Here is a 21,013-nt window from a genome sequence, read left to right as displayed (position 1 = left end):
TTGAATGTAGCTAGGCGTCCGTAGTACATAGACCTAATCTGCACCCACCGGCCCCAGGACAAAAACAATGAAAACCCTACCGCCCGTGCACCGCATCGCCTTGCTCTTCAACGGCAGCAAAATCTACGACCGCGGCATCATCACCGGTATCGGCAATTACCTGAGCAGTACCCGCGCGTCCTGGGACCTATTCCTGGAGGAGGATTTTCTTTGCCGTCTGCGCGGTATCGAGCGTTGGCAGGGGGACGGCATCATTGCCGACTTCGATGACCCGCTGATCGGCGAGGCGCTGGCTGGGAGTCGGATACCGGTGGTGGCGGTGGGTGGTTCTTATGAGGACGTCAGCGCGTACCCCAAGGGCATTCCCTATGTCGCCACCGATAACCACGCCTTGATGAAGCTGGCCTACGAGCATTTGATCGAGGCCGGGCTGACGCGGTTTGCCTGTTTCAGCCTGCCCGAGGCCCAGGCCAATCGTTGGGCGCAGGAGCGTGAGAAAGCCTTCCGCCGCTTGATGCAACGCGATGGTTTGCAGGTGGAGATCTATCGCGGCCTGGGCACCAGCGCGCCGTTGTGGGACAGCGCGGTGGAGCAGCAGATTGCCTGGCTGCACAGCTTGCCCAAGCCTATCGGCATTATCGCCGTGACCGATGCCCGCGCCCGGCAATTGCTGCAAGCCTGCCTGACCGCCGGGATTGCCGTGCCGGAGCAAGTGGCGTTGATCGGTATCGACAACGACCCACTGACCCGCACCCTTACGCGGGTGCCGCTGAGTTCGGTGATCCAGGGCACCGAGACCATGGGCCGTACCGCTGCGGCCTTGCTGCACCAGATGCTGCATGGCAAGCCCTGCACCGGCACGCAGGTGCTGGTGCCGCCGGATGCGATCAACGTGCAGGCCTCCAGCCTGCATCAGCCCCTGGGTAACCCTTATGTGATGCAGGCGTTGCTGTTTATCCGGCAGTACGCTTGCCAGGGCATCAAGACCGACCAGGTTGCCGCTTATGTCGGCGTCTCACGCTCTTCCCTGGAAGCGCACTTTCGCAAGGTGCGCGGCTGCAGCGTGCATGACGAAATCCTCGGTTTCAAACTCGCCGCTGCCGCCAAGGGCCTGGAGAACCAGGACCTGGCCATTGCCGACATCGCCGCCAGTTGCGGTTTCACCTCTGCGCAATACTTGCATACGGTGTTTCGTCGTGAGTTTGGCTGTACGCCACGTCAGTATCAGCAGGGCAGGCCAGTTGCAGCGCCTGCTGCATGCTTGCCAGCTTGATCTGGGTTTCTTCGTATTCGTTGGCCGGCAGCGAGCCCTCGACAATGCCGCAGCCGGCAAAGGCATGGCAGTGTCTCGGCGTGATCAAGGCCGAGCGCAGTGCCACCAGGAAGTCACCGTTGCCATTGGCGTCCAGCCAGCCCACCGGCGCGGCGTACCAGCCCCGGTCGAAGCCTTCGTGTTCACGGATAAAGCCCAGCGCCGTTGCCCTGGGCAAGCCGCCGACGGCGGGGGTGGGGTGCAGCGCCTGGACGCCGTCGAGCAGGCGCTTGCCGACATTCAGTTGCGCGGTGATGGGCGTGCTCAGATGCTGCACGGTGGCCAGTTTCAACAGGCCAGGGCGCGGCGCGGCGTGCAGGTCGGTGACCTTGTCGTGCAGGGCCTGGGTGATGGTCTGCACCACCAGCTGATGTTCATGCTGTTCCTTGGGGTCGGCCAACAGCCGCTCACCCAGGGCTTGATCTTCATCCGGCCAGAGCCCGCGACGGGTGCTGCCCGCCAGGGCGTGGGTGGTGAGGCGGCCCGCGTCGCAACTGAGCAATCGCTCTGGCGTGGCGCCCATGAAACAGTGCTCGCCACGGTGGATGGCGAACAGGTGCGAGGCGTTGCGGCGCTCGTGCAGGCGGCCCATCACCGTGCCGGTATCGAGGGTGGCGTCCAGATGGTGGTCGATATGCCGCGCCAGCACCACCTTGTTCAACTCACCCCCGGCGATGGTGTGCAGCGCGGTGTCGACCTTGGCCTGCCATTGATGCCGGGGCAGTGCGCGGCGCTCCAGCACATCGGGTGTAGAGGTTACATGGGGGGCGGGGTTGAGCAACTGTTCGTAGACGGCCAGGCTTTCGTGCACCAATGCAGCAGGATCGCTGCCCGGCTCGACCACACGCTGGCAACGCAGCCAGCGGCCTGTGGTGTCCTCGCTGAGCAACCAGTGGGCGAGGTGGAAACTGGCGTCGGCATACGGTGCCCAGTGGGGCGCACAGGGTTGCTGTTCATCGAAGCGCATGCCACCCAGTAGCAACGGCGGGTAGGGCCCCTGCACCAATGCATCGGCGCACAATGCAAACCATTGGCGATCCACTTCGGCCATGCGCCGGGGCCCGATGGCTTCGATCTGCCAGGCGCAGCCCAGGCCGAACAGGCTCAGGTCTGGCGAGTGTGCGCACCAGAAGAAGCCCTGTCGATGGGCTGCATACAGCGCCAAAGGCGCCAGCGTCGGCGCGGGGTAGGCGCTGACGGCAATCACTGGGCGCTGGTACGCCACCGCCCGTTGGTGCGCGGCCTGGAACACCTTGAGCAAGTCGGTAGCGTTCATACCGCCTTGCTCTTTTTGTGCAGCCAGAACGCGGTTTGCTCGGCGATGTACCAGTGGATGATCTGGTTGAACAGGCTTTCGATAAATTCGCCATCCAGCCCGGCGTCCTGCGCCCATTGCCGGCGTTGGGGCAACATCGCTGCGACGCGCTCCGGGGCGGCGATACTGGCCTGGTCCGGCTTGAACGCTGAGGCGGCCTTGACGTACTGCATGCGCAGGCCGAGGGCGTCGATGATCTGCTGGTCGAGGCTGTCGATGGCGTGGCGGATGTCGTGAAGGCCAGTGCAGTGTTCCGGGGTTTTCATTGTGAGTCTTCCTGAAGGTAGGCGCTGCGCTGCAACAGGTGGTGGATCACCGGTCGCGGCTGATGCTTTAGGTAAAAGTGATCGCCGTCGAACCAGCGGATATCCGGGCTGTGGCGGCTCAGGTCGGCCCAGGCGCGGGCCTGTTCCAGGCTGACCTCGGCGTCGTCGTGCGCCAACAGCACATCGAGCGGTGCGGCCAAGGGCAGCAGGTGGGCGGGGCGCCAGGTCTCGATGGCCTGGTAGTCGCTGCGCAACACCGGCAGGAACAGCGCACGCAACTGCGGGTTGGCCCACAGGTCGGCGGCCTGGGCGTCCTGGCGCAGGATGTCGGCGATCAGCGTGGTGTCGTCCTGGCGGTGCAGGTCGCTGGGCGGTTGCCGGTGCGGTGGTGCGTGGGCCGAGACAAATACGTGGGCGGCCCCCATGCCGGCGGCTTCAAGCTGTATGCCCACGGCATAGGCAAGCGCCGCGCCCATGCTGTGGCCGAACAGCCACAGGGGCCGCGCAGGCAAGGCCAGCAACGCCTGGCTGATGTGTTCGGCGAGGCTCGCCAGGCACGGGATATGCGCCTCGTTGAAGCGCTCTTCCCGACCGGGATACTGCACCGCCAGCAGGTCGATATCCCCCGGCAGGTGCGCCAGCCACGGGCGGAAAAAACTCGCGCTGCCACCGGCATGGGGCAGGCACACCAGGCGTGCGCGGGGCTGTTCGCTTTCACGCAATGCGCGCAGCCACGGGCTCATGAGGCCAATACCTGTTCAGCCAGGGCCTTGCGGTTGACCTTGCCCAGGCGCGTCAGCGGGAACTCGCGCAGCACCTGCAAGCGGTCCGGCAACTTGTAGGCCGCCAGCCCACGCTCGCGCAGCCAGGCGTTGATCGAGGCCAGGTCCAAGGGTTCACCGTGGGCCAGTACGCAGGCGCAACTGCGTTCGCCCAGCAACTCGTCGGCCAGGGCCACCAGCGCCACATCGCGGATCAGCGGATGGCCGAGCAGCAGGTTCTCGATTTCTTCCACCGGGATCTTCTCGCCGCCGCGGTTGATTACATCCTTGCTGCGCCCCTCGACAATCAAATGCCCCTCGGGCAGGCGCCGGACCAGGTCGCCGCTGCGATAAAACCCGTCGGCGGTAAACGCCCGCTGGTTGTGCTCGGCGGCGTTGTAATAGCCACGGATGGTGTAGGGCCCGCGCACCAGCAATTCCCCCACGGCGCCGGGCGCCACCTGTACATCGTCGGCATCGACGATACGGATCTCATCCGCCGTCGTAAGGGGAAGGCCCTGGGTGTCGAAGACTCGTTCCTCGGGGTCGTCCAGCGGCGTAAAACACAGCAAGCCTTCGGCCATGCCGTACACCTGTTGCAGGCCACAGCCCAGGGCCGGGCGGATGCGGGCGGCGATCTCGGCCTTGAGCCGCGCACCGCCGACTTGCAGCCATTGCAAGCTGCTGAGGTCGTGGTCGGACCATTGCGCGACTTCCAGCCACAGCAATACCAGCGGCGGGATCAAGGCGGTGTGGGTGATGCGTTCGCGTTCGATCAGTTCGAAGGCGGTGTCCGGGCTCGGCTCCGGCGCCAGCACCAGGGTGGCGCCGACACTGAACACCCCGAGCGCGCCAGGCGAGGCCAGCGGAAAGTTGTGCGCCACCGGCAGCGCTGCCAGGTAACGGGTGTGGCCGTCAAAACCGCAGGCCTGGGCCGCCAGCCGGGCATTGCATGCATAGTCGTCATGGGTGCGTGGGATCAGTTTGGGCAGGCCGGTAGTGCCGCCGGACAACAGCAGCACCGCGACGTCCCGGGCGTCCGGTGTGGGGAATTGGCGGGGCGCGGCGACGCAATCGGCCAGGCCCACGAACTCCTCGGGCGCGCCCACCACCCACACCTGTTGCAAGCTCGGCACCTTCTCACGCAGGGTGCGCGCCAGCGGGCGGTAATCGAAGCCCAGGTGCTGGTCGACAATCACATAGGCCACCGCCTGGCTCAGGTGCGCCAGGTGTTCCAGTTCATGTTCGCGATGGGCCGGCAGCGCAAACACCGGGATCACCCCCAGGCGCAGCAGGGCGAAGGTCAGGCTGAAAAACTCGGCGATATTGGGCAGTTGCACCAGCACCCGCTGGCCGGCGACCAGCCCGCGTTCGGCGAGGCCGGCGGCCAGTCGGTCGGCCTGTTGGTCCAGCTCGGCGTAGCTCCAGCGTCGATTGCCGTCCACCAAGGCTTCCTGCTGCGGTGTGCGCTGGGATTGTTCGCGCAGCAGTTGGCCCAGGGGCACGCCTTGCCAATAGCCTTGCTCGCGGTAGCGGCGGATAAAGTCTTCGGGCCAGTCAGTGCAGCCATCAAGCATGGAAATCTCCTTGGGCAGTCGGGCAACCCAGCAACTGGGCGCCGTGCAGGGTCAGCGGTTGCGTCAGGCCGGCGATTTGCACCGCCTGTACGCCGGTAAACTCAGCCGGATGCAGGTGCAACATCGGGTCGTCGCCCGCCAGCAGGTCGAGGGCGGTGCGGTCGGCAGGGCTGACCCCCAGGCGAATCGCCGCCAGCCCGGTGGCGCCGTTGGGGTGGATCAACCGCTCCGGATGTTGGGAAGGCGTGTAGGGCGTGACCAGGAACGGCAGGCGCGCATGGCGCGGGTAGACGAAACGAAAGCGCGTCTGGCTGCCGTCCGCACAGGTGCGCTGCCACTTCACCACCCGGCCCATGGCCACGCCGCAGGCCGCGAGACCCTTGAGGCGCGGCGCCAGCAGTTGCTCATCGCACAGCAAGGCCAGGTCGCAGAAGCCTTCGCCGTGGGCGGCCCAACGCAACATGCGCTGCCCGGCACCTCGGCCGGCCAGGCAGTCGATGGGCCACTTGAACAGCCAGGCGTGGCGAGGCGTAGTGAGCAACTCGATGATCGGCCCATGGCTGAACCAGATATGCGCGTGTTGGGCACGGGCCTCGGCAGTGGCGTAGGTGACCTCGAACCCGGCGGAGCGAAAGTTCGCCACGGCCTGGTGCAGGTCGCGCACCCACAGCAGCACATGGCTGCAGGACGAGCGGGATTGGGTAGTGTTCACAAGGGCAGGGCTCCCAACAGTTGCGCGCCAGGGTCAGCGCGAGGGGGTTGCACAGCGTCGGCGCAGCGGTGCAGCTCGGCCAGCGGCAATGCCCGGGGAATCGGCGGTTCAATTAATTCGGGCATCCCGATCAGGCTGTTCATCTCGCGCCAGGCCATCGACACCTCGGTGGCCCACAGGCCGCTGCGCAGGCGCCGCGCCGGCTCGTCGATGTCGTCGCACAGTGCGTCGAGGGCGAGGCTGACCGCGTCGGGCCAGAGGTCGCTGAACACCTGGTGATAGCTGGCGGGTATCTGCGGGTCGAGCACCACCATGCTCGGCCCGGCCAGCCGCTCGCTGCCTTCACCTGCCATGATCAGGCGGTCGGTGTCGTCCCGTGGCGCATGCAGGCGCGGGTTCCATAACACCGGGCCGTGGGTATCGCACAGGCTCAGCACGCCGCCTTCACAGCCGACTTCAAGGCGATGCAGCAGGAACGAGTGGTTGTCGGGGTCCTGGGGATGCACCTGGTTTTGCACGCGCAGGCTGATCGGCACGCCATTGAAGCTGGCGTTCAATCGTGTGAAGGGCTGCGCACCGACGCTGGCCGCCGGCGCCGCAAATGCCCAGGGCCGTAAACCACCGGCCAGGCGCCCGAGAATATCCAGCAAGGGGTAGGCCACCTGGCTGTTACAGGCCGCGTCGATATAGGCCAGCCCTTGTTGCTCGCGCAGGTACGCGGCCACCGCCAGAAAGCGGCGGATCGCAAGGATATTCGGGTACAGCGTATTCACCGCGTAGGCTGCCTGGCCCTGGCGTGCTGCCTGCATGCACGCGGCGATTTCGCGGTGGTGCACCGGGTGTTCCTGCAACACGTGGATGCCACGGCGCAACAACTGCTGGGCCAGTTCGCTGCCGGCGCCTCCGGTGGCGCCGGAACGCACCACCACGCAGGCGATATCTACCGTATTGGGCACCTGCTCGACCGCCTCATACAGCGGTACGCCGTAGTAGTCGGCGCAGGCTTGGGAGTAGGCATTGCCCCGCGACAGGATGCCCACCAATTCATAGCGCTCATGGGCACGGGCCAGGGCTTGCAGGTAGATGCGGCCGAACGCGGTGCCGGCGACGATCACGCGTTTACGTGCGCCACTCATGACCAGGTCACCGGCAGGCAATGGGCGCCGCGAAAGAACGTCGCGGTTTTCCACTGCACCTCACCGCAGCGTTGCAGGTTGGGCAGGCGTTCCACCAACGCCTGCAAGGCCTCCTGCAATTCCACCCGCGCCAGGGCAGAGCCGATGCAGTGATGCAGGCCATGGCCGAAGCCGAAATGGCCGCTGGCATCGCGTTGCAGGTCGAGGGTCTGTGGATCGGCAAAGCGCGCCGGGTCATGGTTGGCTGCGCCAATCGAGGCGAATACTGCCTCGCCCTGGCGTACCAAAGTCTCACCCACCTGAATGTCTTCAAGGGCGTAATGCACAAACATTGCCGCCGATGCCAACGGGATATAGCGCAGCAGCTCTTCCACCGCCTGGGGGATCTGTTCGGGATGGGCCTTGAGCTGTTGCCACTGTGCGGGATTGTCCAGCAGCACCTGGATGAAATTGGGGATCTGCGAGGCGCTGCCTTCGTAGCCGGCGACAAGGATGGCGATGCACAACAGCAGCAGTTGCTCTTCGCTCAGGCGCTCGCCGTTGTCATCGGCCTGGGCCAGGGCAGTCATGAAATCGTCCTGTGGCTGGCGGCGGCGCTCGGCCACCAAGCCCTTGATGTAGGCCGCGAGTTCGCCCAGGTGTTGCTGGGTCAGAGCGGCGTCTTCGGGGCGGGTTGACAGCAGCGAGTCGTTCCACAGCTTGAAGCGTTCGCGGTCTTGCAGCGGCACGCCGAGCAGTTCGCAGATCAACCCCAGGGGCAGCGGCAAGGCATAGTCATTGACCAGGTCCGCTGGCGGGCCGGCGGCGAGCATGCGGTCGATCAATTCATGGGCGTAGGCCCGGGCATGGGGGCGCAAGGCTTCGACGCGGCGCCGGGTAAACGCCTGGGCGGCGCGGGAGCGGATACGTGTGAGTTGCGGCGGGTCCATCATCACAATGCCTCCGGCAATCCGCGGGAACGCCCGTGGAGCGTCGTCGCGGCGGAACGCTTCGCTGCGGCTGAAACGCCGGTCGCCCAGCACCAGGCGTACATCGTCATAACGAGTGGCGAGCCAGGCGGGCGCGCCGATGGGCATCTGGATGCGCAACAGGCCTGGCGCCTGCTGGGCGTGGCGGTAAGGTTCAGCCAGCTCCAGGTCGGTGAAGGCGTTGAAGGGGTAGGCCAGCGGGGTCATGGCAAGTCCTTGACGTTAGGCAGGTCGGGCAAATGGTCGAGCAGTTCAAGCTGCAGGTCGGGGTGTTCCAGGTGGGCGGCCAAGGCGGCACGGCTCAGGCGCTGGCTCGGCACCTGGGCGACGAACACTCGATGGCCCAGGCATGCCAACGGGTGATCGGCAGCGGGCAGGCTGCGATTGCCCTGGAAGCCGGCGCGGGCCAGGGCGGTCTGCCACTGCTCGAGGTTGAGGAAGGTGCTGCGGCCCAGCGCACGCTCATCGCTGGCCTGGTTGAGCATGAACGCCTGGGACGCCATGACCCAGAATTCTTCCTGGGTCGGCTCGCTGAATACCAGCCAGCCGCCCGGCTTGAGCAAGGCCAGCAGGGTGGACAGCGAACGCTGGGTGTCGCGGGCGGCGTTGAGCACGCCACCGGCGACGATCAGGTCCCAGCTCTGGGTGGGATACCCCTGGGCCACGGCGGGGCGGTCGATATCGAACACACCGTGGCGCACCCATGGCCAGGCGCGCAGACGCTCGGCGGCCTGTTCACTGAAGTAGCGCGACACGTCGGTGCACAGGTAGTCCACCGTTAGATTCGCCAGGACCGGCAACACGGCCTGGGTGGTGGAGCCGGTACCAGCCCCCACCTCCAGCACGCGCAAAGGTTCAGTTGATTGGCGTGCCGCCCAGGCGCCGATCCAGTGGGCCACGGCGCGGTGCTGGTACTGCGCCGCCAGGCTTTCGCGGTACAACGCCGCTGCACGTTCGGTACGGCCTTCGGGGAACAGCAGGTGCACCGCCGCGCAATCACCGCGCATCAGCGCCGGCAACTGGCGAGCATTATCCCGCGCATAGTCGAGGGTGGCGCAGCCGCCGGTGTTGTGTTCCCAGTCCAGGCTCAGTTGTGCCCAGATAGCGTCCAGGCTGGCGTCGCTCCAGGCGTTGGGGTCGAGGCTGGGATGCAGATGGTCGCCTTGGCGGCGCAGCAAATCCTCGGCCTGCAACACGTCCAGCCAGCGTGCGATCAAGGGCCGGTGGCCAGGGGCGATGCCGGCGTTGGCGAGGCTTTGCGCCACGTCGTTAAGGGGCGCCGGCAGCAGGCCGCATTGCTCAAGGCCGTTGAGCATCGACAGCAACGCGGCGTGGCTCAAGCGTTGGTTCAACTGCACGGCGTCGTGCAGTTGCGTGGCGCTGAACTGCTGATCGACGGCGGCCCCGGTCGCGTCCAGATGATCGTCCACCGCTGCCGGTGCGCAAGGCTGGGGCACGGCGAACAGAGTCTGGCCATGCAGCGCGACGGCGCTGACCTCAGGATGCCCCAAGGCGCGCTCACACCAGCGCTGGTGCTCACGCTTGACACTGGTCAACTCGCGCCCGTCATCGGTAAAACCCTGTACGTGGCAATTGAGTTGCGCCGCGGCGCGTTCTGCCAGTTGCCAGTCGCTTGGGCGCGGGCTGACGAACAGCACCTGTTCCAGGTGGCTCAGGTCACTCAAGGCCAGGCCGGGAAAATCCAGCAGGCGTTCCAGTTGTTCGGCGCCCATCACCACCACCGCCGGGCGCTGGCGTTCGAGCACCGCCAGCAACCGGGCCGGGGCCTGTTGATGCACGCCCAGGTCGGTAAAGGCCGGTAGATGCCAAGGAAAGGCAGCGGGTAGGTCGATCAGCAAGGTGTCGACATTCATGTTGAAACTCCTCTGGCATGGAACAAGCGTTGCCCCGCGACGGCGAGCGGTTCCGCCGCGGCGGGCCATACCTCGAGCATCTCAAAGCCGGCCGCCTGCAAGGCCAGGTGCCAGGCGTCGGGTGCCATGAAGGCTTCATCGCTGGCGCGCAACGGTGCATCGGCGGGGGGCGACAACAACAGGTGCATGAAGGTCAGCATCGCCGGGTTGTCGGCGATGGATTCACTGAACAGCAAGGTGCCGCCATCGACCAGGCTGCTGCGGATCTGCCCCAGGCAATCGTGTAGGTCGTGGGCGTTGTGCAGCACATTGCCGGCGATCACCAGGTCCTGGCTGTGGGGCGCAATACCCTGGACGCTGAAACTGCGATCGAGGTCGAGCAGGCCGAATTGCATCCCCGGTTCGAGGCGAAACTGACGCTGCGCCGCGCCGGTAAACAGCGAGCTGATATCAGTGAAGCGATAGTCCTTTTCACGCGCTTGCAGCGCCGCCAACACCGCGTCGGTGGTGCAGCCGGCGCCGCCGCCCAGTTCCAGTACCCGCAACGTTCCACCAGCGGCGCTGACTTGCTGCGCCCGTTTGGCCAGGGCGTGATTGATCGCCGCAGTGAAAGGGTTGTGCTGGTAGGCGCCGAGCGCCTTCACCGGGTCGCTGCCGAGCATCAGCAAGTGGGTGAGGGTGAATTGATCGCGCAGCAGCTCGGGCAGGCACTCGATGACTTGGGTGTGCAGACGCGCCATAGTGGCCGGGAAGCCCAACTCGGCATACAGGCGCGGCAGTTCACCTACCCGCGGATCGAGGGGTGTTGCTTGCCAACCCAGCTGTTCACCGTCTTCGCGCAGCATGCCCGCACGGGTCAATGCCGCCAGCCAACGCCGCACCACCCAGGCATGTCGTGCAGCCGTGCCCAGCGCTGCGTTGATCTGTTCGGCGCTGTGCCAGGCTTGCAACGGCAAAGCCTGGGTGTGCAGCAGCACCTGGGCCATCACGCCCAGGCTGACATGTTCCAACTCGTTCAGGGCGGTGTTCATAGGCAACCTTCTTCGGCGGCATGCAGTTGATCGAGCGGGCTGTGCAGCAGGTTCAGGGCGCGGATCGCCGAGGTGCGCAGCAGGCGTTCAAGGCTGGCGGCGGGGGGCAGGGCCTCGGCGGCTGCATGGCAGCCGGACCGGATCTCGCCCTCCACCACGCTGATCACCGTGGCGGCGGCCATGGCACCGGTCAGCGCCGCATTGCCGGCGCCGCTGAGCACCAGGCTGCGGGTCAGGGCCTGCTCGTGGTACACGCCATCGAGTTGCAGCAGCAGCGTGACAAAAGGCGCTTGCCCGCTCAGATCCAGGCGACTGGCCTGGCACAAGCGCTGCACGGCGTCGGCCCGTGGCAGGCCGTGGGCCTGGTCGAGGGCCTTGAGCACGTAGCCATCGGTGATCACGTTGAACCACTGGCCGACCTCCAGGTTCAGGTCCATGGCCAGGCGTTCGCCCTCGAGGTTCAGGTAGGGCAACAGGTGGACCTGGCCGGGGAAGCACGGCACCGACACCTGACGCTGACGCCGCAGTGCACGGCTGCAGCGGCCGTTGTGCCAGGCCGCCAGCGGTTCGCTGCTGCCGTCCACCGCGCCTTGCAAAAAGTCGTCGGCAGCCACGGCGGTGAAGTGATCGCGCAAGCCGAAATAGCTGGTCAGGCTGCGCACCTGGGTGAATGCCTGCTCGGCCAGCCAGCGCGGCAGCAGGCCAGTGAGCCCGGGTTGCAGGCCGGCACCCAGCACCGCGCAGCGGCCACGCCATTGGGCCGGGTCGAGGTGCATGTGGCCGGCGGCATCGACGTAATGGGCATCGGCCTGCAACGCGGCGTGTGCGGCACGCGCCTCTACGCGCCAGGACGGGCCGGCGCAGTTGAGCAGCACATCGCAACCACGGGCGAACGCGGCCAAGGCCCTGGCGTCGGTGAAGTCCGCCGCGACCCATTGCAAGAGCGCCTGTGGCCATTGTTGCTGGAGCACTTGCACACAGTGCGCACCCTTGACGGCATCGCGCCCGCCCAGGCGCAGCTCATTGACTCCCAGCGTCAACAACGCCTGGGCGCTGGCCAGCCCCACGTCGCCGCTGGCGCCCAACACCCCGATCAGCATGGCTGGGCCTCGGCGTTCAGGCGCCAACCACCGGCGCGCTGGCGGTCATGCCAGAACCCGGCGTAGCGACCGTTGCGGGCCAGCAACTGCGCATGGGTGCCCGATTCCACCAGGCAACCCTCATCCAGCACCAGGATCTGGTCGGCGGCCATGATGGTCGGCAGGCGATGGGCAATCACCAGCACCGTGGAGCTTTGCATCAGGGTGCGGATCGCTGCCTGTACGAAGGCTTCGTTGTGCGGGTCCAGCGCCGCCGTGGCTTCATCCAGCAATACGATGGGCGCCCGCTTGAGCAGGGCCCGGGCCAGGGATACGCGCTGGCGTTCGCCCCCGGACAGCGCCGCGCCGCCTTCGCCCACTGGCGTGTTCCAGCCCTGGGGCAGGCGTGCGACGATTTCATCCACGCCAGCCAGCCGTGCGGCTTCGGCGACTTGTTCGGCACTGGCGTCCGAGCTGCCGACGCGAATGTTGGCCTCAAGGCTGTCGTCGAACAGGTACACGTCCTGCATCACCAGGGACAATTGCGCCATCAGCGCGGCATTGGACAGCTCGCGCACGTCCACGCCGCCGACCTTGACGCTGCCCTCGCTGGCATCGAAAAAACGCATCAGCAGGCGCGTGACGGTGGTCTTGCCCGAGCCCGAGGCGCCGACAATCGCGGTCATGGAATGGGCCGGGGCGTTGAACGTCAGGCGGTGCAGCACCTTGGGCCCGCTGGGGTAAGCGAAGCTGACCTGGTCAAAGGCCAGGCTGCCGGGCGCCGTCAGCGGTTGGCTCACCGCCGGCTCCGGCAACGAGGGCTCGCGCAGGATGCTCACCAGTTGGTCGAGGTCATTACCGGCCATGCGTAACAGGCCGCTGCGCGCCGCCGCTTCGGCCAGTGGCCCGACAAAGCGCGCTGCCAGAGCCAGCAGGGCGACCAACTGGATGGCGTCGATGTCGCCGTGGGCGGCCAGGGCAATGCCTACGCCCACCAGCAGCGCGAACGCCAACTGCACGGTCAAACCACCGGCCAGCAACTTCGGAAAGGTCTGGGACAGCATCGAGCCGCCCGCGTGTTTCTGCGCCAGGTTGGCGGCCTGCAATGGCGCGTAACCGTCCTGGGTGCGACCAAAGGCGCGCAGCACTTGCTGGTAGCGGGCGAATTCCACCACGCGGTTACCGGCCAGGGTCGCGGCGGCTTCTACCCGCGCGTCGTTGCTGCCGATGGCCGCCGCCGACCAGTGATGGGTGAAGTAGATCAGCGGCGCACACAGCACGGCCGTCAGGCCCAGGCGCCAGTCGAACACGAACAGGCTCAGCGCCACCGTGGCCGGCACCACCACGCCGGACACCACCGGCCCCAGGTAATGGGCAAACAAGCCGGTGACCATCAGGGTGCCGCTGGTGGCACTGCGCGATAGGCGTCCGACCTTCTCCGAATTGAACCAACCCAAAGGCAAGGTCACCAGGTGCTGGCCGAGGCGATCATGCAGGGTGGTCAACACCACCAGGGCCAGGGCAAACCCCTTCATGGCCTGCTGGTAGTGGGCAATGCAGGTCAGCACCGCCATCGCCGCCAGGCCCGCCAGCCAATGGAAGGCGCTGTGCAGGTCGCCGGCAAACAGCGCGTGCAGGATCGGCACCAAAAACGCCACGGCAACGCCTTGCAGTACGGCACTGGTCACCAGCCAGGCGAGGTAGCGGTACAGGCGTGCGGCATGGGCCGGGCCCAATAAAGTCACGAGGCTGCGGATCACAAGGACATCTCCAGGTCGGGGGCGGTGGTTTCGGCGCCGGCGCGCCACAGCCGGGCATAGGCGCCGTTGGCCTGCAGCAGTTGGTCATGGCGGCCGCTTTCGAGGACGCGGCCCTGGTCGAGCACGACGATCTGGTCGACGCCGCAGATACTCGCCAGGCGGTGCGCAATCACCAGCACCGTGCGACCGCGGGCCAGGGCAGACAGCGCGTCCTGGATCAAGGCTTCGGACTCGGGGTCGGCGTGGGAGGTGGCTTCATCGAGGATCAGCACCGGCGTATCGGCCAACAGCGTGCGGGCGATGGACAGGCGCTGGGCTTCACCGCCGGAGAAAATCGCGTCTTCGCCAACCACCGATTGATAGCCCCGGGGCAGGGCCTGGATGCGTTGGTGAATCTGCGCCGAACGGGCGGCGGCCTCGACCTCGGCATCGCTGGCCTCGGGGCGGCCCAGGCGCAGATTGTCGGCCACCGTGCCGTGCACCAGTTGCGCGTCCTGCAACACAAAGCCCACGTGCTGATACAGCTGGCGCGGATCAATCTCGCGCACATCCACACCGCCCACGCAGACCCGCCCGGCGCTGACGTCGTGAAAGCGCGGCACCAGCTTGGCCAGGGTCGACTTACCCGCGCCGGACGCGCCCACCAGCGCGGTGACGCTGCCGGCCGGGCAGTGCAGGTCAACGCCATTGAGGATCATATGCGCGGGGTCATAACCGAACTGCACCTGTTCAAAGCGGATGTCGCTGCCCTGGGGCGGTACGCAGACCTTGGGCGTCGGCAGCTCCTCGACGCCCAGCAGCGCTTCGATGCGCTCGGCTGCAGCGAGAGCGGTGCGTTGCGCAGTAAGGCTCTGGTTGATCACCAGCAGCGACTGCGGGATCACCACCGCCACCAGGGTTTCGGCGAACAACTGCAATGGCGTGATCCAGCCCTGGGCCAGTAACAGGCTGCCCACGCTCAGGCTGACCAGCAGGATCACCGGCACACTCAAGGCCATCGACGAGAAGGCTTCCAGGCGCAGCAGTGGCTTGACCCAGCCGGCGTACTGGGTGCTGAACTGGTTGACCGCCTGCTGATAACTGCGATGGGCCTGTCCGACCTGCCCGAATGCCTTGACCACGGCAATGCCGTGGACAAACTCGACAATCGCCGCGCTGACCCGGGTCATGCTCTTGTCGAGCAACTGCATCTTGGTGCCGAAGCCGCGCATCATCAGGCTGTAGGCTAGCGCATAGATCGGCAGGGTCAGCACCGCCAGCAGTGCCAGACGCCAGTTCAACGTCGCCAGCCAGATCAATCCCGCCAACGGGGTGACAATCGCCGCCGTCACTTCGACGGCGTGATGAGCAACCAGATGGTGCAGGTCTTCGAGATCATCCTGCACCACCTTGCGCACGGCGCCGGAAGTGGTGTCGGTGTACCAGCCCAAGGGCACGCGCCCGAGCTTGCGCACCATGGCCTCACGCAGGCTCGATTGCAGGCGATGGTCGGCCAGGTGGGTCAGCCACAGCGCGGCGCCGCTGGCCATCCAGCCCAGGCTCAGGGCGACCACCACCAGCGCTGCCCACTGCCACAGGGTGGCGCTGTCGGCGTTGCCGGCGAGCAACAAGCGGCCAAGTTCAGTGAGGCCGATAAAGGGCACCAGGTTGACCAGCGCGCCGACTGCGGCAAACACCACGCCGAGGCGGATAAAGCGGTTGACCGGGCGTTTTAGGGTATTCAGGGCGGTGGTCATGAGTTTTTCCGAAGGGCCTCAAGCAGGTGCGCGGTGACGGTGTGCACGTGGGGTGGTTCGATCACGCTGAAGTGGTTGCCGGGCACGTCGATCAAGTTGAACTGGCCCAGGCAGGCGTCCTCCCAGAACGGCGCCGCCAGGTGGCCGACACCGCCGGTAATGCCGAACGATTGCTGCTCCAGACAGCGCAGGTAGGTCATGTTGCCGAGGAACGGTGGTGGGTCGAACCGCGCCGCCCGCATGCTGTGGCGACAAACGCGGAACAGCGTCGGCACCAGCTCGGGGCCGATCGGCACCCCGGCCTGACCAGACGCCAGGCGGGCGTACTCGGCCAGGCGTTCTTCCTGGCTGCGCGCCGATTGTTGCCGGACCGCCAGCGCCAATGCTTCCAGGCCCGGGTCACCGCCCAGGGCAGCCATGGCCCCGGCGGGCACGCGCCGGTTGTCGCGGGCCATCAGCAGGTCGATGGCGCGGTACACGTCGTAGTCTTCGATATGGGCGCCGAACACGGTCTTGACTGGGTCGAGGTTGAGGTTGGGCACGAAGATCGCCTCATAGGCCAGCTCTTCGTCGGTGTCGATAAACATCGGGATGCTGTCGATCAGGCTCAGGTCCACCACCTCCATGCCGCGCTCCAGCAGGCGCCGTGCGACTTCAGTGGCGAGCAGGCCGCCAAGGCAGTAGCCGATCAGCTGGAAGCGCTGATGGCCGTCGGCGATCAAGCGGTCGGCGTAGTCCTGGGCCACGCTTTCGATCAGGCGCTTGGGTTCCAAAGCCAGGTACTGCGCGGTGTCGGCCACCGCAAAGCCAATCACCGGCCCTGCCTGCTGGGCGGCGAGCGCACGGCCCAGGTGCTGGAAATAATCCAGGGTGCCCAGGGCGGCATGGAACATCACCCGTACCGGGCCGACCTCGCCACCGCCGAACGGCACCACCAGGGCGTTGCTGTGGGCGGCGCGCTGCGACTGGTCAGGCGCCGCTGCGGTGGGGGTGCTTTCATCGTGGTTGAGCAGGCGCGCCAGGGCGCTGACAGTCGGCTCGTTGAGCATCTGCCGCAGCAGGGTGTCGTAGCTCAGGCTGTGCGCCTGGGGCAGTTGTTCACGCAGTTGGCCGGCAACGCGGGCAAGGATCAGCGAATCGGCGCCTTTCTCGTAGAAATTGTCGTCGGCGCCGATCTGCGCCAGGCCCAGGGCTTCGGCCCACACCCTGCACAGCTCGGCGGTGAGCGGGTCACTGGGCACCGCTTCGTTGCCGCCGGCCTGTGCATCGATGGCGGGGCGCCAGTTGGCCAGTGTCTTGCGGTCGACCTTGCCGTTGGCGGTCAGGGGCAGGCGGTCGAGCACTTGCAGGTGCGCCGGCAGCATGTAGTCCGGCAGGCGTTGCGCCAGGGCGCGGCGCAGGCTGTCGACGCTCAAGCGTTGCAGCCCGGCCTTGAAGCGTGCGGCGAATACCCGCATGCCGAGGGCGGCCAGCGGGTGGTCGGCGTGGGGCAGCGCCGGCAGGCATTCGCCGCCGAATGCCTGGACCCGTGCCTGCCAGATATCGGCAGCGCGCAAACCGCTGCGGCCCAAGTCGTGGTCGTCGCCCGCCGGGGTCATCATAAAACCTTGGGTCAGCAGGATCGGCGGCCATTCGCCGGTCGGTTCGCTGAACACCAGCCAGCCACCGGGGCTGAGCAATTCGGTGATCTGGCCGAGGGCGTTGTCGATGTCCTTGACGCTGTTGAGCATGCCCGCGCACAGCACGATATCCACGCTGTTGCTGGCCAGGCCCTGGGGGCGAATATCCTGGTCAATGTCCAGCACGCCGTAGCGCACCCAGGCGTGATCGGCAAAGCGCTGCTTGGCCGCCGGCAGGAAAAACGCGGTCATGTCAGTGAACAGGTAATCCACGTTCAGGCCGTCGAGCAGGCTGATCACCGGCGTGCTGGTGGCCCCGGTGCCCGCACCGATTTCAAGGATGCGTAGCGGGCCATCGCCGTCATGGTGGGTGGCAAGCCGGTTGATCAGCGCGGCGATGCTGTGGTTGTTGTAGCGGGCCACCGCATCCCCGCCATACAGCTGCAACGCCAGGTCTTGCTGGCCCTGGGGGAACAACAGATCGAACGGGTTGACCTCGCCGCGCAGCAGTTGCGGCAGTTGCGCTACATGGTTGAGCTGGTAGTCAAGCAGCGCCTGGCTGCACAGCCCGCACGCCACCGCCTGTTCCACCCGGCCCCAGGCCAGCGCCGGGGTTGGCTCGCCATGCAGCAGGCGATAGCGGGATTGTTCGCGCTGCAACAGGCCCGCGTCACACAAGGCCAGCAACCAACGCCGCACCAACCAGTGATGGCGCGGTTGCACCTGCAAGGCACTGAGGATGGCAGCTGCATCCGGCTCGGCCAGCGCGCCGCTGAACAACTGGGCCTTGAGCATGACATCCAGCATCGAACTCAAGGCGGCGGCGTTGAGGTCAGCCTGATAGTCGCGTACCTGCTGCGCGTCAAAGTTGCCGACCTGGCTGTCGGCATAACGTTGCACTGCCGTCAGCAGTGGTGTGCCCGGCAGCGGCTCGGGTTCGACGCGCGCCGCCGTGACGAAGGCCAGCAGCTCGCCGCTGAGCAGGCTGACGGCGCTGTCCACGCCTGGGGTGGCGAGCAGTGCGGCGTCGATTTCCCCCAGCTCCACGCGGTGTCCACGGATCTTGACCTGGCCGTCGTCACGGCCGAGGAACTCCAGTTCACCCCCCGGCAGGTAGCGCCCACGGTCACCGGTGCGATACAGGCGCTGGCCGTCGAGGGGGTGAGCGAAGAAGCGCGCTTCACTCAACGCCGGGTCGCCGAGGTAACCCTGGGCCAGGCCGACCCCGGTGATGTACAGGTCGCCCGGCACCCAGGTCGGCGCATCGCGCCATTGGCTGTCCAGCACGCGGAACCCCTGGTTGGCCAGCGGCAGGCCGTAGGGAATACTGCGCCATGCCGGGTCAATCGCGCCGATGGGGTGCAGGTTCGACCAGATCGAGGCTTCGGTGGCACCTCCCAGGGCTACCAGGGCCAGGCCCGGCACCAGCGTTTGCAGTTGTGGTGGCAGGTTCAGCGGTATCCAGTCACCCGACAACAGCGCCAGGCGCAAGCTGTCCAGGGGGCGCGGCTCGGCTTGCAGGTAGTGGGCCAGCATGTGCAGCTGCGCCGGCACCGAGTTCCACAGCGTAACCTGATGGCGCTGTATCAGCTCGGCCCAGTGCGACGGGTCGGCGCCCCGTGCCGGGTCGGGCAGCACCAGGGTGCCGCCCACGGCGAGCGGGCCGAACAGGTCATACACCGACAAGTCGAAACTCAATTGCGCCAGGCCCAGCACCCGGTCCGCAGCGTTGATCGCAAAGCGCCGGTTGATGTCCTGCACGGTATTGAGGGCGGCGCGGTGGCTGATCATCACGCCTTTGGGCTCGCCGGTGGAGCCGGAGGTGTAGATCACATAGGCGAGGTCGTCGGGGTTGGCGTCCTGTGCCGGCAAGTCCGGCGTAGCGGCTGCCAGTTGATCCACCGCATGCCAGTGCACACCCTCGGGCAATGGCGTGTCTGGCACGGCCTGGGAGTGACCGAGCACATGCCGCACCTTGGCACTGCGCAGTACGCGGTCGCGGCGGGCGGCGGGGGCGTTGCTGTCCAGCGGCAGGTAGGCGGCGCCCGCCAGCAGCACGCCGTAGGCCGCCACCACTTGGTCACGGCCCTTGGGCATCAGGATCGCCACCGGTTCCTGGGCGCGGCAACCGGCGGCGCCCAGGGCTGCGGCGACTGCCAGGGCGCGCTCCATCAGGGCGGCGTAGGTCAGGCTGCCGTGGGCGTCGACCACCGCCAGGGCCTGTGGCCGTTCCCAGGCCATGGCCAACAGGCCGTCATGCAGGCGCCCGGTGGGCAGCGGCGCGTCGGTGGCGTTGGCGGCCAGGCGTTCACGCTGTTGCCAGGCCGGTAGCGGCACTTGCATGGGCTGTTCCCAGGTGGCCGGGTCGAGGGCCAATGACTGCAATTGGGCAACGAATGCCTGCTGCATGTCCTCGACCAAACCTTCGGGGAACACGCCTTGGCGCACGTCCCAGTGGATGTGCAAGCCGTTCGCGTCGTCCATCACCTGGCAGTCAAGGGTCACCTGCGGGGTTTGGGTAATGCCGTGGCCGACCCGGCGCTGGCTGGCGGCCGGTGGTTCAATCGCCAGGCCAATGGCACTGGTGAACACCACCGGCATGGCGGCTGCCTCACGGCCGCGACGGCGGCCGATTTCGCGCATCACTTGAATGCCGGAAAACAGCCGGTGCTCCAGGTTGGCGAACAATTGGTTGCCCAGTTGCCGTGCCTGGGCAGTGAAATCCTGGCCCTGGGGATCATTGACCTGCAACAGGCTGACCGAGGTGAAATCCCCCACCAGCTGGTTGACTTGTGGGTGCAGCGGTAAACGGTTGAGCAGCGTGAGGTTGAGGCTGAAGGAAGGTTGCTGGCTCCAGCGTTGCAAGGTGCCGGCATAGGCGCTGAGCACCACGATGGAGGGAGTGAGGCCGAGGGCGCTGGCGGCTCTTTTCAGGGCGGCCCATGGCTGCGCATCGAGGTGCGCCGAGTGGCGTTGGAAGCGTGGCACTGTGGTGTCTTCGCCGCTCAGGGGCGCCGGCAGTTGCGGAGCCGGGGGCAGTTCATCGAGACGCGCCAGCCAGTAGTCACGGTCACGCTGATGGCGGCTGCCTTCGAGCAGGCCGCGTTCGGCCAGCAGGTAGTCGCGGAAGGTGATGTCCAGGTGCGGCAAGCTGGCCTGGGGATCGTGCAGCAACTGCTCCAGCTCATTGAACAGCAGTTGCGCGCTGGCCCAGTCGGCAATCAAGGAGTCCATGGAAAAGTGCAGGGTGTCGCCGCTGTCGCTGCGGCTCAGGCGCAATTCGAACAGCGGCCAGGTCTCGGTGGGGTAGAGCTTCTGCTCCATGGCCTGGCGAATCTGTTGTACGGCATGCTGGTGCTGCTCGCCAGTGGCGCCACGCAAGTCCGCGACAGCCAGCGGGTAATGGGCGACCTCGGCCAGCACGCGCTGGGAGCCTTCGCTGGCAATCACCGCACGCAACATGTCGTGGCGGGCGATCAGGCGGTTCCAGGCCTGTTCCACCTGCTGGGGGTCGAGGCTCGGCCAGCTCAGTTCGAGGTAACCGTGGCACGCCACATTGCCGTAGCCGAATGATGACTGGCGGCCGAGCAGGTAGGCATTCTGCACATCGGTGAGCGGGAAGGGCGCGTGACGTTGCAAGGGGTCGGCCACCACCTCGGGCCGCTCCTGGGTTTGCAGCAGGTGCAGGATCTGCTGCTTGTGCTCGCGCAATTGCGCCAGGCGTTCGGCGTCCAGCAGGCCTTGGGGGGCACGGAATTTGAGTTGGCCATCCTGGGGCCAGAGTTCGACGCCCAGGGACTTGAGTTCGCTTAACAGTTTGGCGGCGGGCATGGGGACAGCTCCTGGGATAAGGGGAGGTTGTGCGGG

14 protein-coding genes are annotated in these 21,013 nt (G+C 66.6%); 1 reads left to right on the top strand and 13 read right to left on the bottom strand.

Annotated elements, in window-relative coordinates; all coding sequences use genetic code 11:
• The first annotated feature begins 67 nt into the window (after positions 1 to 67).
• Positions 68 to 1,273 carry a XylR family transcriptional regulator gene (locus ASD70_RS06945; protein ID WP_056846016.1) on the top strand — a complete coding sequence of 402 codons (1,206 nt, stop codon included), beginning with the start codon at positions 68 to 70 and terminating at the stop codon, positions 1,271 to 1,273.
• Here the strand turns inward: ASD70_RS06945 and ASD70_RS06940 are convergent.
• From ASD70_RS06940 to ASD70_RS06880, 13 genes are read right to left on the bottom strand one after another with little or no spacing between them, the layout of a single operon-like run.
• Positions 1,161 to 2,588, bottom strand: coding sequence for an isochorismate synthase (locus tag ASD70_RS06940; protein WP_056846015.1), 1,428 nt, complete (start codon positions 2,586 to 2,588; stop codon positions 1,161 to 1,163). The genes ASD70_RS06945 and ASD70_RS06940 overlap by 113 nt on opposite strands.
• Complete coding sequence (locus ASD70_RS06935) at positions 2,585 to 2,893, bottom strand: isochorismate lyase (RefSeq protein WP_046072133.1); 309 nt, start codon at positions 2,891 to 2,893, stop codon at positions 2,585 to 2,587. The genes ASD70_RS06940 and ASD70_RS06935 overlap by 4 nt, the downstream gene beginning before the upstream one ends.
• Positions 2,890 to 3,636, bottom strand: coding sequence for a thioesterase II family protein (locus tag ASD70_RS06930; RefSeq protein ID WP_046072134.1), 747 nt, complete (start codon positions 3,634 to 3,636; stop codon positions 2,890 to 2,892). The genes ASD70_RS06935 and ASD70_RS06930 overlap by 4 nt, the downstream gene beginning before the upstream one ends.
• Positions 3,633 to 5,231, bottom strand: coding sequence for a (2,3-dihydroxybenzoyl)adenylate synthase (locus ASD70_RS06925; protein WP_046072135.1), 1,599 nt, complete (start codon positions 5,229 to 5,231; stop codon positions 3,633 to 3,635). The genes ASD70_RS06930 and ASD70_RS06925 overlap by 4 nt, the downstream gene beginning before the upstream one ends.
• Positions 5,224 to 5,943, bottom strand: coding sequence for a VOC family protein (locus ASD70_RS06920; protein ID WP_046072136.1), 720 nt, complete (start codon positions 5,941 to 5,943; stop codon positions 5,224 to 5,226). Before ASD70_RS06920 ends, ASD70_RS06925 begins: the two co-directional genes overlap by 8 nt.
• A complete protein-coding gene (locus tag ASD70_RS06915) occupies positions 5,940 to 7,079 on the bottom strand; it encodes a Gfo/Idh/MocA family oxidoreductase (RefSeq protein ID WP_056846014.1) in 1,140 nt (379 codons plus the stop codon). The genes ASD70_RS06920 and ASD70_RS06915 overlap by 4 nt, the downstream gene beginning before the upstream one ends.
• Positions 7,076 to 8,254: a cytochrome P450 gene (locus ASD70_RS06910; protein ID WP_046072137.1), complete on the bottom strand. Its 1,179-nt coding sequence runs from the start codon at positions 8,252 to 8,254 to the stop codon at positions 7,076 to 7,078. Before ASD70_RS06910 ends, ASD70_RS06915 begins: the two co-directional genes overlap by 4 nt.
• Entirely contained in the window at positions 8,251 to 9,921 is a 1,671-nt protein-coding gene (locus tag ASD70_RS06905) for a class I SAM-dependent methyltransferase (protein WP_056846013.1), read from the bottom strand. The genes ASD70_RS06910 and ASD70_RS06905 overlap by 4 nt, the downstream gene beginning before the upstream one ends.
• Positions 9,918 to 10,952, bottom strand: a complete 1,035-nt coding sequence (locus tag ASD70_RS06900; protein WP_056846012.1) for a class I SAM-dependent methyltransferase — start codon at positions 10,950 to 10,952, stop codon at positions 9,918 to 9,920. Before ASD70_RS06900 ends, ASD70_RS06905 begins: the two co-directional genes overlap by 4 nt.
• Entirely contained in the window at positions 10,949 to 12,052 is a 1,104-nt protein-coding gene (locus ASD70_RS06895) for a saccharopine dehydrogenase NADP-binding domain-containing protein (protein ID WP_056846011.1), read from the bottom strand. Before ASD70_RS06895 ends, ASD70_RS06900 begins: the two co-directional genes overlap by 4 nt.
• A complete protein-coding gene (locus tag ASD70_RS06890; RefSeq protein WP_056846010.1) occupies positions 12,046 to 13,791 on the bottom strand; it encodes an ABC transporter ATP-binding protein in 1,746 nt (581 codons plus the stop codon). The genes ASD70_RS06895 and ASD70_RS06890 overlap by 7 nt, the downstream gene beginning before the upstream one ends.
• Positions 13,788 to 15,527: an ABC transporter ATP-binding protein gene (locus tag ASD70_RS06885; protein ID WP_056846009.1), complete on the bottom strand. Its 1,740-nt coding sequence runs from the start codon at positions 15,525 to 15,527 to the stop codon at positions 13,788 to 13,790. The genes ASD70_RS06890 and ASD70_RS06885 overlap by 4 nt, the downstream gene beginning before the upstream one ends.
• Positions 15,524 to 20,977: a non-ribosomal peptide synthetase gene (locus ASD70_RS06880; protein WP_056846008.1), complete on the bottom strand. Its 5,454-nt coding sequence runs from the start codon at positions 20,975 to 20,977 to the stop codon at positions 15,524 to 15,526. Before ASD70_RS06880 ends, ASD70_RS06885 begins: the two co-directional genes overlap by 4 nt.
• Positions 20,978 to 21,013: the final 36 nt, after the last annotated feature.

The sequence above is a fragment of the Pseudomonas sp. Root569 genome, assembly GCF_001427465.1.
GTDB lineage: Bacteria > Pseudomonadota > Gammaproteobacteria > Pseudomonadales > Pseudomonadaceae > Aquipseudomonas > Aquipseudomonas synxantha.
This window is presented reverse-complemented; position numbering and strand designations above follow the sequence as displayed.

What these genes read in the sequence shown, in the direction of transcription:
- ASD70_RS06945 (WP_056846016.1), top strand. Translation starts at nt 68, where the DNA reads ATGAAAACCCTACCGCCCGTGCACCGCATCGCCTTGCTCTTCAACGGC.
- ASD70_RS06940 (WP_056846015.1), bottom strand. Translation starts at nt 2,588, where the DNA reads ATGAACGCTACCGACTTGCTCAAGGTGTTCCAGGCCGCGCACCAACGG.
- ASD70_RS06935 (WP_046072133.1), bottom strand. Translation starts at nt 2,893, where the DNA reads ATGAAAACCCCGGAACACTGCACTGGCCTTCACGACATCCGCCACGCC.
- ASD70_RS06930 (WP_046072134.1), bottom strand. Translation starts at nt 3,636, where the DNA reads ATGAGCCCGTGGCTGCGCGCATTGCGTGAAAGCGAACAGCCCCGCGCA.
- ASD70_RS06925 (WP_046072135.1), bottom strand. Translation starts at nt 5,231, where the DNA reads ATGCTTGATGGCTGCACTGACTGGCCCGAAGACTTTATCCGCCGCTAC.
- ASD70_RS06915 (WP_056846014.1), bottom strand. Translation starts at nt 7,079, where the DNA reads ATGAGTGGCGCACGTAAACGCGTGATCGTCGCCGGCACCGCGTTCGGC.
- ASD70_RS06910 (WP_046072137.1), bottom strand. Translation starts at nt 8,254, where the DNA reads ATGACCCCGCTGGCCTACCCCTTCAACGCCTTCACCGACCTGGAGCTG.
- ASD70_RS06905 (WP_056846013.1), bottom strand. Translation starts at nt 9,921, where the DNA reads ATGAATGTCGACACCTTGCTGATCGACCTACCCGCTGCCTTTCCTTGG.
- ASD70_RS06900 (WP_056846012.1), bottom strand. Translation starts at nt 10,952, where the DNA reads ATGAACACCGCCCTGAACGAGTTGGAACATGTCAGCCTGGGCGTGATG.
- ASD70_RS06895 (WP_056846011.1), bottom strand. Translation starts at nt 12,052, where the DNA reads ATGCTGATCGGGGTGTTGGGCGCCAGCGGCGACGTGGGGCTGGCCAGC.
- ASD70_RS06885 (WP_056846009.1), bottom strand. Translation starts at nt 15,527, where the DNA reads ATGACCACCGCCCTGAATACCCTAAAACGCCCGGTCAACCGCTTTATC.
- ASD70_RS06880 (WP_056846008.1), bottom strand. Translation starts at nt 20,977, where the DNA reads ATGCCCGCCGCCAAACTGTTAAGCGAACTCAAGTCCCTGGGCGTCGAA.